Below are 15,484 nucleotides of genomic sequence, written 5' to 3'. Positions count from 1 at the left end.
TTGATTTACATTCCCATCTTTGTTGTATGTACCTCCCATATTTGCCCTCCTTCATATCTTTGTCACATTTAACCACAAAAAAAGACCATTAAGTTTTAACTTAATGGCTTTATTTCAAAGAGATGAAAAGCGTTAAAGGTCAGTGTAGATTGTAAATAAAGCTCTGCTTCCACTTTTTCCTCATAAATTTGCAAATCAGGGTGGGTTCCCTGCTTGATAAAGGAAATGACCTCCTGGTCGTAAATATCCTGATGCTGCAAATTGATCCAGTTAATATAAAATTCGCCGTTATTTTGATCAAGAATGTGCTTGCGAATTTGATACCGTCCAGGCGGGAGACCTGAAATCACGACTTTCTTTTCCTTTGTGATGGATTGCAGAAAGAAACTCTCGACCGAATAAGAGGGATTGATATAAGAGGGGTTATAAACGGCCAACTGATAGCCGCCTTCCCCCATTGCCATTACAAAATCCTCGCCTTCAGCTATAATCCTCAAGTCCATTTTTTCCATCAGTTGAAAGTTAAAATAAGCAGGGCGTTTAATTTGATAGTAATACAGGAGGGCAATTCCATTCATGGCAATATGGTCTTTATTCAGATTATTTTTTTCCAGTGAGTGGGTATCAATCCAGAGCCCCAAACCGGAAACTTCCTTCATCGCATCCAACATTTCTTTAAAAATAAGGGCTGAACGGAAGAAAGTGCCGCTTAAATCCATCGTATTTCCATAAAGTGTATTCCAATCCGTTAGGAAAATCGGAACCTCCTCCAAACCCGCAGTCGATAAACTCTCCTTTAATCTGTTGCATGCTTTCCTTACATAATTTTTTACTCCTTCAAAAGTAAGATTATCCATATCGGTAAAATCCACTTCTTCATTCGGATTGCAGGTGAAGCAGACCAACTCGCAACGATTGGAAATTTGGTTTAAAAAGTCAGCAACAGGAACGGGTATAGCCTTTCCTAAAGAAAACGGCACATGAAGACCGATTTTCGCGGCAGAAGCCCATTTTTTAACTGTTTGATAAAAATCTTGATAAAAGATTCTTGCTGTTTCACCCCATTCCGGGAAAACCAATTCAAACCGCCATTTGCCTACAAAGGAACTGCCAAAATAACTAAGACTGTGCCGTAAGAATTCATCCAGCTTCCTAAGATATTCAGAGCTGCTTACCACTTCCCTTTCAACTTCCACGCGAATGAATGGAACCAACCCTAATTGTTGAAAACGGGTAAACAAGGCATCCATCTGATAAAATTGTCCGCCTATTTGATAGAGGGGCGTTGTCATCGCAAAGCTGTCCGAAAATAGATTCGTAAAATAGATATATTCAAACCCAAGTTCCTCTTGGATTAACTTTAAGTCTGCCTGCACTTCTTCATGCAAAGCATATTCAAGCTGCCCAATCACCAGTAACTTTGAGGCTTTTTCTTTGATAAAAATGGGCTCCTGAGGCAAGTCCACATACACCGCTGAAGCAGCCGGTTCCAACAGCGTAGTGCTCTTCTCATTTCCTGAAATATATTTACTGATTTCCATTAAAAAGTTAGGCGATTGCAGTAATGTATATTGTTCCGTTTCATGTTGCACTTCCTCAACATCCATCGGTTCCACTTTATGAAGGATGCGATATTCAGTAGGCGTTTGCTGGTAACTTTCTCTAAAAGCTTTATTAAATGCCTTCACATTGGGAAACCCATTATTAAGTGAAATCTGGGTAATATTATGGTCGGTATACAGTAGCTCATGAACCGCTGATTTCAAACGGACATTTTTGACATATTGGGAGAAACTAACCCCAACTTCCTGCTTGAAATACCGCGACAAATAGTAAATAGACAAATACCGCTGTTTGGCGATTTCCTCCAATGATATCGGTTTGCGATAATTTCTTTCGATAAAAGTCAGGATCTCTCTAATTCTTTCATCCTTCATTTCGGTGAATTGGTGACTCCCGAGATGTGCTGTTTTAAAATTTCGAATCAACAGTGTAACTAACTGGAAAATCAGTCCGTTAATCTCGATTTCACTTCCATCCTGCTTTTGGTAATAGGCAATTAGAATTTTCGCCATTAGTTGGCGAATTTGATCAAAAAGCAGATACATCCTGTTCCCTTCTTTGGATGAATTGCAGTCAAAATAACACTCATGAATATTCGGATAATAAGGCTCGATTAAATCCAAAGGAATTTGTAACGATAATACGACATTCTCCTTATTCCCCTTAATAAAGCGCAAATCATTGGCGTTAATAAGCAGTAGATCGTTTTCAGCTAATTGGAAGGAATGTTGATTGACCGTAAGTTCAATTTCTCCCCTTATGACAAGAAGAATCTCCATTCCTAATTGGATATGGTGTGAGGAATATTCAATGTTTTGTAAACTTATTTGATACGAATTATCTTTTATTGGCCGGTTCATGAACATTCACCTCAGGACTAGATTAAAAATGTGCCGCGCATTTTGTTTTTGGGATATCCCAACATTGCATTAATTGGTGGATGCCTTTTTCAATTTGATCGAGTGGAATACTGCCAAACCCTAAAAGAAAGGTTGGATATTGATATTCAATTGGCTTTAATAGATAATCACTAACTGGATAGATGGCAATATTGTTATTGGCTGCAATCTGTTTTAACTGATCTTCACCTTTTGACAGGGGGACAGAAATTAAAATGTGCATTCCTGCTTGGTCTCCAGTAATGATGACATCAGGATAATGCGTTTCAAATATTTGAGTTAATTTTTCATGCTTTTTACGATAAATTTTCCGCATTCGGTTTAAGTGTTTGGAAAAATATCCATCTCTCATAAAGTTAGCTAAGATATGCTGATCAAATCTAGGTACAGTTGCTGAGTAAAAACTAAAGGTCTCTTTATATTTTTGTAGTAAGGTTGTTGGTAATATAAAATAAGCAACTCGCAATGAAGGCATTAATGATTTGGAAAAAGTACTCATATAAATGACTTTATTGTTTTGGTCTAATCCTTGTAATGCAGGAATCGGTTTTCCAATATAACGAAACTCACTGTCGTAATCATCTTCAATGATATAGCGATTTTCACCTTTTGCAGCCCAGTTTAACAGGTTCGTTCTTCTTGTTGCCGATAAAACCGCACCCGTAGGGAATTGGTGAGAAGGTGTGATATAAACAACATTGGCATTTGTTTTTTCAAGTTCATCCACTATTAAACCATCTTCATCTACCCGAATGGGGATGGCTCTATTTTGCAATTGTATTTTTGGAATTGCTGAATATCCAGGATTTTCAAGGGCAAATTTTGAATCATTTCCAAGTAATCTTAGAATCATGGGAAGTAGATGCTCCGTTCCCGAACCAATGACAATCTGTTCTGGTTTAGATACAATCCCCCTTGATTGATAAAGATATTTTGAAATTTCTCCTCTTAATGCGAATTCTCCTTGATGATCTCCAATTTGTAACAACTCATTTGAACTATGATCATATAAACTTTTTGCATATTTTCGCCACATTGAAAAAGGGAATGAGTCCGTATCAATTTTTCCTGGATGAAAGTCAAATTGATAGATCTTTTTCTTGTCCACCTCTACACGAATGTTTAAAGGCTCTTTTTCAATATAGGGTAAATCATCGATCTCTTCTACATAAAATCCAATCCGAGGTTTAGATGCTACATAACCTTCTGCAATCAGTTGGGTATAAGCAATTTCAATGGTTGTTTGACTGATATTTAAAAATTCAGCTAATTTTTTTTTTGATGGTAATTTGGTTCCAACTTCAATTTGTTTATGGATAATGGCATCTTTAATACCGTTATAAAGCTGTTCATATAAAGGCATTGCATTACTTTTATCCAATTTAAACATAAGCATATCCATTCCTAATCCCCCCACTGACCACATACTTTTTTAAAAAATTGAACCTTTTCATAAAGTCAATTTCTATTATACTAATAATCATCATCAAATCAATGGAGGTTTTATTATGAAACAGGTAGGGACGGAAACCGTAAAACGTGGAATGGCAGAAATGCAAAAAGGCGGCGTCATTATGGATGTCATTAATGCCGAGCAAGCAAAAATTGCAGAGGCTGCAGGTGCAGTTGCGGTTATGGCTTTAGAGCGAGTGCCATCAGATATCCGAGCAGCTGGAGGAGTAGCCCGTATGGCAGACCCTCGTATTGTAGAGGAGGTAATGAACGCTGTAACGATTCCAGTAATGGCAAAAGCACGTATTGGCCACATTGTAGAAGCACGTGTATTAGAAGCAATGGGCGTCGATTACATTGATGAAAGTGAAGTATTAACACCTGCAGATGAAGAATTCCATTTATTAAAAAGCGAATACACCGTACCTTTTGTTTGTGGTTGCCGCGATTTAGGGGAAGCTGCACGCCGTATTGGAGAAGGAGCTTCCATGTTACGAACAAAAGGTGAACCGGGAACCGGAAATATTGTTGAAGCGGTTCGTCATATTCGCAAAGTGAATGCACAAGTTAGACGTGTTGTGAGTATGAGTACAGATGAATTAATGACCGAGGCAAAAATTTTAGGAGCACCATTTGAATTATTATTAGAAATCAAAAAATTAGGCCGCTTACCAGTTGTAAACTTTGCTGCTGGCGGCGTGGCTACACCCGCTGATGCTGCTTTAATGATGGAACTTGGAGCAGATGGTGTATTTGTAGGATCAGGTATTTTCAAGTCTGATAACCCAGAAAAATTCGCACGTGCCATTGTAGAGGCAACAACTCACTATCAAGACTATAAACTGATTGCTGAAATTTCAAAAGAGTTGGGTACACCAATGAAAGGTATTGAAATTGCAACTCTAGATGCAAGCGAACGTATGCAGGATCGTGGTTGGTAATATGCTAAAAATTGGTATACTGGCATTGCAAGGTGCAGTCAGAGAGCATAGTAGACAAATTGAAGAGCTTGGTTGTGAGGTAATTCCAGTTAAATCCGTTGAAGATCTAAAAGAAATAAAGGGTCTGGTATTACCTGGCGGAGAAAGTACGACAATACGTAAACTGCTGGACCGTTACGATTTACTAGAACCCATTCGTGCTATGGCTGACAAAGGAATTCCTATGTTCGGAACTTGTGCAGGCCTGATTTTATTAGCAAAAAATATCGTTGGCTATGATTCGCCCCATCTAGGGTTAATGGATGTAGTTGTGGAGCGGAATTCATTTGGACGCCAAGTAGATAGTTTTGAAGTAGATCTATCCGTTCAAGGTATTGGGGAAGATATTTCTGCTGTTTTTATCCGGGCTCCGCATATCGTCGCTGCAGGTGAAAATGTTGAAATTCTAGCAAAACATGAAGAGCGCATTGTTTTAGCTCGAGATGGTCAATTCTTAGGCTGTTCCTTTCATCCAGAGTTAACAGAAGATAGTAGGATTATGAAGTATTTTATTGAAATGGTGCAAGAGAGCACAATGGTTTTCGGAAAAATGGATCATTGATAAAAAAGATGCGAAACCTTTTGGTGTTCGCATCTTTTTCATGAGTGCCGGAAGTCTACTGGTTCCATTATCCTTCCTTAGCCGGAACGATTGGAAGGATTAGATGGGATGGATACTGTTTATTATGGTAGATTGTTTGCCTCGCCTTTATCCTCAGATCACTTTCAATTAAGGATTCTCCGGTATTTGGGTTCGGCAAGTAATGAGGAAAACTGCTTGAGGATATTTCCAGTGTTATCCGGTGTCCCGGCAGGAACACATTACTTGTTGCCCAAAGGTCAATTTCATATTCCACCACTTCCCCTGCCAATTCCTCTTCAGGAATGAAGCTATTCCGATATTTGGCATTGACAATTCCCTCGGCTAAAATAATGGCATTGCCATTGGAATCCGCATCGACGAGCTTAGCTGTAAAATCGGTATCTTTCGCGTCTGAGGAAGCCCATAATTTTACCTTCACGTTTCCTGTCACCTCAACAGGATCAGTTAATGGCGCAGATGAATAAACAAGCACATCTTCCCGCTCCTCAATTTCATGTTGATTCAAAGGGCCCATTGTCATTGGACCAAAAAACAATGTACGACCGCCTTTGGTAGGTACAGGATGATTTGGATTGTATATAAAGCAGTCCGTGGCTCCATCTGTTGGCTGAGTCAGAGAAAGTCGGCCATCACCATTTTTTATATTGGCTTTTCCGTTGCTTTGCAAATAAAAATTGGTATAAACAGTTCGTTTTAGCGGCCATTCCATTTCATCTCGCCATTGATTGATGCCCATGACAAAAATTTTAACCGGGGGCTCTGTTTCTAAGCCGATATCAATTCCTTTGAGCCAATGATTAAACCAGTGAATATGGAGATCCGTAATATCCTTTTCGAGATCAATCCAATCACCTGAGGCATGGACACCATAGAAGACTTCCCCTTGCACGGAGGAAAAATAGCCATGCCCCCATGGTCCGACAATTAGCTTTTGATGAGGTCCCGTTTTGTTCATTTCTATATAATTCGTTAAGGTCGGACCGATAAAGCAATCATGCCAGCCGCCTAAATGAAAGGCAGGAACCTGAAGGTCGCGATACTTGTCAGCTATGCTTGATTGTCCCCAATAATCCTCATTTTCAAGAGATTGGGACAATTCCTCAAAAAAATAGTCCGCAATTCCAAGTTCCTTTAATGGAGGCCATTGCTTAATCGGGGCAAATCCGTATAAATCATCTAATCTATTAAGATAATCGGCAATCTTCTGAATCTCCCTCTTTCTTTCCACCGGATTTTCGTATTTTCGTTTAAGCAAATCAGGGGCTATCGATTCAAGTGCCCATGTTTCCGTAAAACCCAGTTGATAAGCACCATTCCGGTAAGAAACACCATTTCTTTGGTCATTTAATGTCATCGCAGGAAAAATGGCAGCCAAGTGCGGCGGCTTTTTCGTTGCAGCCAAAAGTTGGGTATATCCATAATATGACAATCCAAACATACCGACTTTTCCAGTCGAATATGGAAATGCTGCTGCCCATTCTACTGTATCAAATCCATCATTGGCCTCTTGTCTGAATGGTTGAAAATCCCCTTCTGACTGAAAGCGGCCCCTCACATCCTGAATAATCACGATAAATCCATTTTCCACAAGCCGATTTGTATCTAAATAACGATGGGAATAATACGGAAGATCTTTACTATACGGAAGCCTTGTTAATAAAACCGGAAACCTCCCCTCCTTATTTGGTCGATAAATATCTGCATAAAGAATGACCCCATCACGCATCTTACATGGGACATTTTTTTCAACTATAATTTGAAATTGTTTAATTGCAGCCACCACATTTCTTATATCTTTTGTTCAAAAAATCTATCCCATGAGCTGCAAATCTCATGGGATAGTAAATTTTCTTATTTAGGTAGATAGTTAAGGCATTTACTCTGGTTATTCATTGACTGCTTTTGCAGCCTGAGTACGCTTGATTTCTTGCAGTTCACCAGTTGCTGTCAACTTTGCTTTCATCGCGTAGTAGTAGATGATGGCTGGTAAAATTAAGGCGACAGTCCACGAAATGTCTGCTCCGAGTGCCTTTGCAACGGGTCCTTGATAGATACCTTCCACATTCATGAAAGGAGTTTGTGCCACGATGCTGATTAAGTAGGCACCAATACACGTCCAGTTGAACTTACCATATTTGCCGTTTACATCAAAAATATCTTTGATACTATAATTCCCGCGGCGAAGCAGGTAGTAATCAACCAAGTTGATTGCGCTCCATGGCACCATGATGTACTGAAGCAATAACATGAAATCATTCATGATTGCTACAAGGTCACCTTGACCAACGATGCCAAGCCATGTGGCAATAATCGTGCAAATCGCTAAGATAGAAAAACGTTTCGTTGGTGTCACTTTTATTTTAGTGAATGGCTCAATGGACGTAACGGTAGCCATAAATGCACAGTAAAGATTCAGCACGTTAACGCCAAGGATTCCCATCACGATGACGATATAGATGATTGGAGCCAAACTGTGACCAACCATGTTGGCAAGAAATCCAGTTGGATCCGTCCCGAATTTAGGGGAAGATGCAATCAGGATAACCCCTAGCGCCATCGTCCAGCCTGTCCCAAGAACACCGCCGGCATATGTCCAGCCAAATGTCGCACGCGACGATGTGTTACGTGGCAAGTAGCGGGAGTAATCAGCAACATATGGTGCGTATGTCAAGAGCCAAGTGGTGCAAACACTTAGTGCCATCAAAAATGGTCCAGCTTTAAAACTGGAAACTGACCAGCTATGTGCGGGCAGTGGGAGTCTAAAGGCTTCCACCGTTATGATAATGAAAACGATTGCAAATACAATCGCGAAATATTTTTCAACTTTATGGATGAGGTCATATCCATAGGTGGTAACAATCAATGTGACTCCGTTTAGTACGATCATTGCAAGCCATACGGGAATGCCTGGGATTGCGCTATGGATGGCCTGTGCACCAAGTAAACCACTGTAGTATACAGATCCAATGTACATAACCATGACGAGAATCAATGGCAAGATAGCACCGATGACCCCAAACTGAGCCCTACTTTGAATCATTTGAGGTATGCCAAGCTTTGGACCTTGGGCAGAGTGTGTTGCCATAAATAATCCACCAATTAAGTTTCCGAGAATCACAGCAGTGAGCGCCCAGAAAACATTCAGACCGAGCGATATAGCAACTGCCCCAGTAATAACAGGTGTAAGCTGCATGTTACCGCTGAACCAGATATTAAATAAATCTCGTGCTTTGCCGTGCCGTTCCGAATCCGGTACATAATCAATACTTCGTTGCTCTACTTTCATTAATAACCGCCTCCAAATCCCAGGTTTTAGTAATTCCATTACAGCCCTTAATGGTTCAGCGTCCACTTTATTTATCTAGTACAAGTCCCCCCTCTTTTAATTGAACGACCAAAAGAAGGGGATGTATCGATAAATGATGTTACCGTTTTCTTTCAATCCGAATAAACACTTAAGCCAATTTTAATGAAAGTGATTCAATCACCTCAATAATGCGATCCCCGACTTCGGAAGTAGTGGCCGTTCCCTTCATATCGGGTGTCAAAACCTTGCCATCGACAAGCAGTACCTCGATTGCCTCCAACAAGAGCTTCCCATAATGTTCATATCCTATAAAGTCGAGCAGCTGGCTGGCAGACCAAATGGCCGCCAAAGGATTGGCCAGACCTTTTCCCGCAATATCCGGAGCTGATCCGTGAATCGGTTCAAACATCGAAGGGAAGGTTTTCTCCGGATTGATATTCGCCCCTGCTGCAAGACCGATGCCCCCGGCCAGGGCTGCACCTAAATCGGTTAAAATATCTCCAAATAAATTAGAGGTTACCACGACTTCAAATCGCTTCGGATCAGTAATCATTAACATCGCCGCAGCGTCCACGAGGTAGGACGCTATTTTTACATCCGGATACTCCTTGCTGACTTCACCAAAGATCTGATCCCAGAAAACCATTGAATAATTTAGTGCATTTCCTTTACTAATGCTCGTAAGAGATTTGCCTTCTCTTTTAGCCGTCTCAAACGCATAACGGATGACTCGTTCCGTCCCTTTTCGCGAAAAGACGCCGGTCTGCAGGACGACTTCATTCTCCTGGCCTTTATATAACCAATCTCCAGCCCCCGCATATTCACCTTCATTATTTTCTCGGATAAACAGCATGTCCACTTCTTCCCGCTTCACGTCTTTCAACGGGCATACAGCACCTTTTATTAACTTAATTGGGCGAATATTGATATATTGATTGAAGCTTTTTCTGATTTTTAAAAGCAAATCCCATAATGAAATATGGTCTGGTACACCTGGATAACCGACAGCTCCGAGAAAAATAGCATCAAAGTTTTTTAATTTTTCAATCCCGTCTTCATCCATCATCACACCATGATCAGTGTAATGCTCACAGCCCCATGGAAAGTATGTGTATTCAAAATGAAGGGAAGCGTCCAATGCTGCCATTTTATTTAAAACCTTAATTCCCTCTTGAAGCACTTCAGGTCCAATCCCATCTCCGGGAATGACGGCAATCTTATAGATGCTCATTACTATTCGCCCCTGTTCCATACCACTAATTTTAATTCTGTCATTTCCTCTACGGCATATTTGATCCCTTCTCGGCCCGTTCCGCTCTCTTTTACACCGCCGTATGGCATTTGGTCTACCCGGAAGGTAGGGATATCGTTGATTATAACTGCCCCTACTTCAAGAGCCTCACTTGCTAATAAGGCATGATCAATATTTTTCGTATAGATGCCTGCCTGAAGCCCAAATCTCGAATTATTTACATATCCGATTGCTTCTTCAACAGAGTTTACTTTATTAACAATCACAACTGGAGCGAATACCTCCTGACAGGAAACCTTTAACACCGGATCAACATTAACGATGACAGTTGGCTCCAATATACCAGCGGCTAGTTTTCCTCCGGCCAATACGACTGCCCCATTTTGTTTTGCTTCTTCAATCCAGCTTAAAGCACGCTCTGTTTCCTTTTTCGAAATTAAAGAGGAGATATAGGTCTCCGGATCTAAAGGATTGCCCACCTTTAATTGTTTCGCAGTTTCCACGAATTTCTCCACAAATTGATCGTACACTTCTTCATGGACATAAACGCGCTGTAAGGAAATGCAAACTTGCCCTTGATTCGAAAAAGCCCCCATAATACAGCGGTCAATGACCTGATCAACATTAGTATCTTTATCCAATATGACGGCTGCATTTGAACCGAGCTCTAAAGTGGTTTTCTTCAAGCCGGCTTTATTACGGATACCAATGCCGACCGCCGGACTCCCTGTAAACGTAATCATTTGCACGCGGTCATCATTAATAATCGCCTCGCCAACAACCGAACCAGAACCCGTCACCACATTCAAGACTCCTTCCGGAAGACCTGCTTCTTTAAAAAGTTCTGCAATATATAAGGCGGATAGTGGAGTCTGAGAAGCTGGCTTTAAGACGATTGAGTTACCTGAGGCAATCGCGGGCCCTACTTTATGGGCCACAAGATTCATCGGAAAATTAAACGGTGTAATCGCGCCAATGACTCCTATTGGTTTGCGGACGGTATAGCCGATTCTTCCGACGCCACCGGGTGCGGCATCAAAAGGAATGGTTTCGCCATGAATTCGTTTTGCTTCTTCTGCTGCAAACTTATAGGTTTCAATGGTTCTGGATACTTCGCCTTTTGCGAATGTTATTGGCTTCGCCGACTCAAGAGCAATAACTTCTGCCGCTTCGTCAGCCTTTTCTTTCAATAATTCTACTACTTTTTCCAAAATAGCCGATCTCTCAAATGCTGGGATCTTCGAGATTACTTGGAAGGCTTCTTGGGCGGAGCCGATTGCCCTTTTTGTCAACTGCTCATCCGCCATGGCAATCTCGGCAATCAGTTCATCTGAATAGGGGGAATATAGAGGAGCATAAGCAGCTGCCTCTACATCACGGCCATTAATAAATAAATGTTTTTTTACTGCAACTTTTACATTGGTCATCGTCCTAATGCCTCCAATACAAGTTCGTGGAATTGAACAATCGCCTTCTCCGATTTTGAATAAACCCCTCTGTTGAAAGCACGTGAACGGAAGCCGATTTGCTCTAATTCTACTAATTCAACGTCTTCTTCTCTTACTTGCTCGGCAAAAGTAACTAAATCCTTTTCTTCTTGTGTAAGGTTTTCATCTCTAAAATAATAAGTATAAACTGCTAAAGTAGTCTCATGATCAATTGGAAGCATTTGAATGGTGGCCATATTTCCCGGACCCGGATAAATGGTGACCATCAGGTTTGGCCATAACCAGTAGAATTCTCCGCCCTGCATTTCAGCTTCATTTAAATCGTTACTGCCCATTGTTTTATCCGGCTTCACTACTGAACCTTGAATAGAATAGTTCTGACATGTAACAATTTGGTAATTTCTCATATCAAGAGTAGCTACAAAGCCAGGATGTGCCACATGGCAATGATCACATTCCAGATAGTTATCAATAAATGCTTTCCAATTGCATTTAAGCACCCTTGTTTTTTGGTTGACTCTTTTCAACTCGCCTAAGAAAGGAAACTTCGCTAAACGGTCAAAGAAATCTCCATATGTTTCAATTAATGATTTTGCATTTTCATCTAGATTAACAAATATCAATGATTCTAAAATTTCGATTCTAACTGGTCTTAAATGACAGTCACTTACACATGCAGCTTCTTCCCCAGTAAAGTTAGGAGCTTTATTTAACTTACCATCCAAATGGAAAGTCCAGCCATGGTAACTGCATTGAAAAATTTTCTTTTGGCCCTCATCCTTTTTCTCAAGCTTTGTTGCCCGGTGTGGACATACATTATAAAATGCACGAATAACCCCATCATTTGCCCGAGAGATGAGTAAAGGCTCACCCGCTACTTCAGCTGTGAAGTATTGCCCCGGATTTTCCAACTGGCTCACATGTCCAACCAATTGCCATGACTTGGCGAAAACATCCTCTATTTCTTGCTCATATACCTTTGGATCTGTATATAAATCATAAGTTAACGTTCTTTCAAAAGTCCGATTTGCATTATTTTTAACTTCATTATAAGCCATTTTTATTTTCCTCCTCGAATAATTAAAATGATTTTTTCAAATATGGGATTTTAACATGATTCTAAGCTTGCGAACATCATCCTCTCTCCTAAACCTGCCACAGACTCTCTCGAAAAATGAGTTGGAATCAATTCACATTCAAACTACTTATTGCAACCTAGCAATAATATGATTTAAGCGTTTACAAGTTGCGGAAGATTTTGTTTAATTAATTCAGTGAGATCTTTTTTCATGTCTAGCGACACTCATATTTATTTAATGCAAGTATTGTGCCAATATTGTAAATGCCTTATTTATTCACAAAAGTGTTAAAAATTTTGCGAATTTCGTTCAAAAATTGAGTCATTTTTAACTCGCTTGAATCGAAACCAACTCGATCCATGGAGGTAAGGTTAAATGATAACCGAAACACAAAGCCCTTTTGATATTACCGTAGAGACATTAAAAAAAATTCTTGATTATTCCTCTGATGAAATATTTGTGCTTGACGCCCAGCAGAGAGTTATTTACGTCAATAGCGTCTGCGAAAAACATTATGGGTTAAAACCGGAAGATGTTGTGGGAAAATACAACTCAGAACTCTATGAAAAAGGGTATTGGAAGCCTTCCATTGTACCTAAAGTATTTAAGGAGAAAAAAACAGTCACCATCAAGATGACCACTTATCTCGGTGCAGAACTGTTAACAACTGCGGTTCCTATTTTGAATGATCAAAATGAAATAGAATTCGTTGTGACAACTTCTCAGGAGTTACAAAACTATAAAAGTATTAAACCAGAAAAAGAAGAAGACTTACCTTCAAACTATCAACTCAGCGCAACTCCAATGACAAATTGCGAAAAAATGAAAAACATCTTAAAGGTTTGCGAAAAAATTGCCAAGGTCGATTCAACGATTTTAATCCAAGGAGAATCGGGAACAGGAAAAGGGGTATTAGCCGATTATATCCACAATATCAGCAAGCGTAGCAACAAAACGTTTCTAAAGATTAACTGCGCCGCCTTACCTGAGGATTTATTGGAATCGGAGCTGTTTGGCTATACGGAAGGAGCGTTTACGGGCGCAAGCAAAAATGGAAAAAAAGGCTTGCTTGAAATTGCGGATCAGGGTACGTTATTCCTCGATGAGATTGGCGAAATGCCTTTGTCGCTTCAAGCGAAGCTTCTGCAAGTAATTCAGGAAAAACAGTTTCTTCCGATAGGCGGACACGAGATGAAAAAAGTAGATGTCCGGATTATCGCAGCTACAAACCGCGATTTAATTGACATGGTAGGTAAAAACCAGTTCCGTGAGGACTTATTTTATCGCTTGAATATTATTGATATCCAGCTGCCGCCACTTCGGGAGCGGAGAGAGGATATCATTCCTTTAACCTATAATTTTTTATATAAATTTAATAAAAAATATGAAATGAATAAAATTATCTCACAGGAATGCCTGGATTTATTTTATTGGTATTCCTGGCCGGGAAACATCCGCCAGCTCGAAAATGTGATGGAAAGGCTCGTTGTCACTAGTGACTCAATTATCCAGCAAAACGATTTGCCAGATTTAATTTTAAAAAATATAAAGCCGCAAGCGCAATACTCGCTGCCATCCGAGCTTGATGAAGCCATTGAACATGTTAAGAAAAAACTGGTGATTCAAGCCTATAAAAAACATAAAAGTTCTAGAAGAGTTGCAAAGGATCTAAACATCAGTCAAACAAGAGCAGTGAAGCTGATTAGCCAGTATTGTGGGGATCAGGAAGAATGATAAAAGTCCTTCTCCCGCAGTTGGAAGAAAGGTATGCAACGAATTCAGTATAAAGGCAGTACTATCTTCTTCCACATTGGAAGTGGCTACAGGTTCGCATGTGACTCAACTTCTCAAAAGAATGTGATAAACATCTTGAAATGGTTGGGTTTAAAAAGAATCCAGTTATCATCCAAACCCCGATTCAGGAGCTATAACAATTCTCCACGGAGAAACATAAAGGGGGCTACTCAAAAGTCAAATACATGACAATTGGGTAGCCCCCTCAAATTCTTACATCATGGCGTCCATATTTTCGTATAATATAGAAAGAAATAGTGTATAAAAATCAAGATTTTAGGAGATTTAACTTAAATATTCTAAATATGATATAAAACATCGGAGGATAAGCAGGAGGAAACCAGTTTTGGACGACTTTAAGCAGAAAAGATACTTTGGGCGTCTTTACTTCGTTGTTACAATGCACTTCTGGCTAGTTTATCTCCTTCTTTAGCTTACTTGTCTATTATTTATTTAAAGAAACGGAAAACTCTCCAAGTGTATTTTCTCCCCATTTAAGAGCAAAATGATCACCTTCTGCAGCGGGTCCAACTCCTTCAGGTGTTCCCGTAAAAATGATATCTCCTTTCCCAAGACCAAAATGTAACGCGGTAAAATCAATTATGGTCTGTAAGTCGAAAATCATATTTTGAATATTCCCTCGCTGTACTTGCTCACCATTCTTCCAAAGAGCAAAATCGAATTGCTTGCATTTTTCTATACCCGGAAACTCAATAAATTGGGTTAATATAGCAGAGTTTGGAAAGCCTTTTGCTAGCAGCCAAGGATATGCCTTTTTCTTCAATTCGCTCTGCACATCTCTTAGAGTAAAATCAATCCCCAGCGCCATACGATCAACAAGTTCGTCAACCTTCATTCCCTTTTCATAAGCTTTAGCGATATGTACAACTAATTCTACTTCATAATGAATGGTTCCTCGATTACCCGGCAGAGTAACCTCTTGTCCGCATGCCTCCACCAAAGCGTGAGTTGGCTTAGAGAACAAAAAAGGCGAGGTTGGAATATCATTTTTCAATTCCTTTGCATGTGATACATAATTCCTGCCTACACAGTAGATATTTCGAATGTTTTCCATATATAAAACCCCTTCCACAAAATAGTTAAAT

The 15,484-nt window shown here is 40.0% G+C and carries 11 protein-coding genes; 3 read left to right on the top strand and 8 right to left on the bottom strand.

Annotated features, from left to right (window positions below; genetic code table 11):
* Positions 1 to 95: 95 nt before the first annotated feature.
* Together JOC76_RS25430 and pdxR are read right to left on the bottom strand one after the other, a co-directional pair.
* Positions 96 to 2,423: a helix-turn-helix domain-containing protein gene (locus JOC76_RS25430; RefSeq protein WP_205181604.1), complete on the bottom strand. Its 2,328-nt coding sequence runs from the start codon at positions 2,421 to 2,423 to the stop codon at positions 96 to 98.
* 22 nt (positions 2,424 to 2,445) lie between these two features.
* Complete coding sequence (gene pdxR / locus JOC76_RS25425; RefSeq protein WP_205181603.1) at positions 2,446 to 3,864, bottom strand: MocR-like pyridoxine biosynthesis transcription factor PdxR; 1,419 nt, start codon at positions 3,862 to 3,864, stop codon at positions 2,446 to 2,448.
* Positions 3,865 to 3,970: 106 nt separating this feature from the next.
* Between pdxR and pdxS the strand changes: the two genes are divergently transcribed.
* Positions 3,971 to 4,855 carry a pyridoxal 5'-phosphate synthase lyase subunit PdxS gene (gene pdxS, locus JOC76_RS25420; RefSeq protein ID WP_205181602.1) on the top strand — a complete coding sequence of 295 codons (885 nt, stop codon included), beginning with the start codon at positions 3,971 to 3,973 and terminating at the stop codon, positions 4,853 to 4,855.
* A gap of 1 nt (position 4,856) precedes the next feature.
* Positions 4,857 to 5,456 (top strand): pyridoxal 5'-phosphate synthase glutaminase subunit PdxT, encoded by a 600-nt coding sequence (gene pdxT, locus JOC76_RS25415; protein ID WP_205181620.1) that lies wholly within the window; start codon positions 4,857 to 4,859, stop codon positions 5,454 to 5,456.
* 67 nt (positions 5,457 to 5,523) lie between these two features.
* On the opposite strand, the gene JOC76_RS25410 is transcribed toward pdxT, so the two are convergent.
* The 5 genes from JOC76_RS25410 to JOC76_RS25390 form a co-directional block, all read right to left on the bottom strand.
* Positions 5,524 to 7,281 carry a CocE/NonD family hydrolase gene (locus JOC76_RS25410; RefSeq protein WP_307784773.1) on the bottom strand — a complete coding sequence of 586 codons (1,758 nt, stop codon included), beginning with the start codon at positions 7,279 to 7,281 and terminating at the stop codon, positions 5,524 to 5,526.
* Positions 7,282 to 7,383: 102 nt separating this feature from the next.
* Positions 7,384 to 8,784: a purine-cytosine permease family protein gene (locus JOC76_RS25405; RefSeq protein WP_205181601.1), complete on the bottom strand. Its 1,401-nt coding sequence runs from the start codon at positions 8,782 to 8,784 to the stop codon at positions 7,384 to 7,386.
* 169 nt (positions 8,785 to 8,953) lie between these two features.
* Complete coding sequence (locus JOC76_RS25400; protein ID WP_205181600.1) at positions 8,954 to 10,036, bottom strand: tartrate dehydrogenase; 1,083 nt, start codon at positions 10,034 to 10,036, stop codon at positions 8,954 to 8,956.
* A 2-nt stretch (positions 10,037 to 10,038) separates the two neighbouring features.
* Positions 10,039 to 11,484: an aldehyde dehydrogenase family protein gene (locus JOC76_RS25395; protein WP_205181599.1), complete on the bottom strand. Its 1,446-nt coding sequence runs from the start codon at positions 11,482 to 11,484 to the stop codon at positions 10,039 to 10,041.
* A complete protein-coding gene (locus JOC76_RS25390) occupies positions 11,481 to 12,563 on the bottom strand; it encodes an aromatic ring-hydroxylating oxygenase subunit alpha (RefSeq protein WP_205181598.1) in 1,083 nt (360 codons plus the stop codon). The genes JOC76_RS25395 and JOC76_RS25390 overlap by 4 nt, the downstream gene beginning before the upstream one ends.
* A gap of 396 nt (positions 12,564 to 12,959) precedes the next feature.
* Here JOC76_RS25390 and JOC76_RS25385 point away from each other — a divergent pair, with 396 nt between their 5' ends.
* On the top strand, positions 12,960 to 14,318 hold the full coding sequence (locus tag JOC76_RS25385) for a sigma-54 interaction domain-containing protein (protein WP_205181597.1): 1,359 nt from the start codon (positions 12,960 to 12,962) through the stop codon (positions 14,316 to 14,318).
* 505 nt (positions 14,319 to 14,823) lie between these two features.
* Here JOC76_RS25385 and JOC76_RS25380 read toward each other — a convergent pair.
* Positions 14,824 to 15,453, bottom strand: coding sequence for a fumarylacetoacetate hydrolase family protein (locus JOC76_RS25380; RefSeq protein WP_205181596.1), 630 nt, complete (start codon positions 15,451 to 15,453; stop codon positions 14,824 to 14,826).
* Positions 15,454 to 15,484: the final 31 nt, after the last annotated feature.

This window comes from Neobacillus cucumis (assembly GCF_016908975.1).
GTDB lineage: Bacteria > Bacillota > Bacilli > Bacillales > Cytobacillaceae > Neobacillus > Neobacillus cucumis.
The sequence above is the reverse complement of the archived record's forward strand: the minus strand, read 5'-3'. Positions and strand labels throughout refer to the sequence as shown.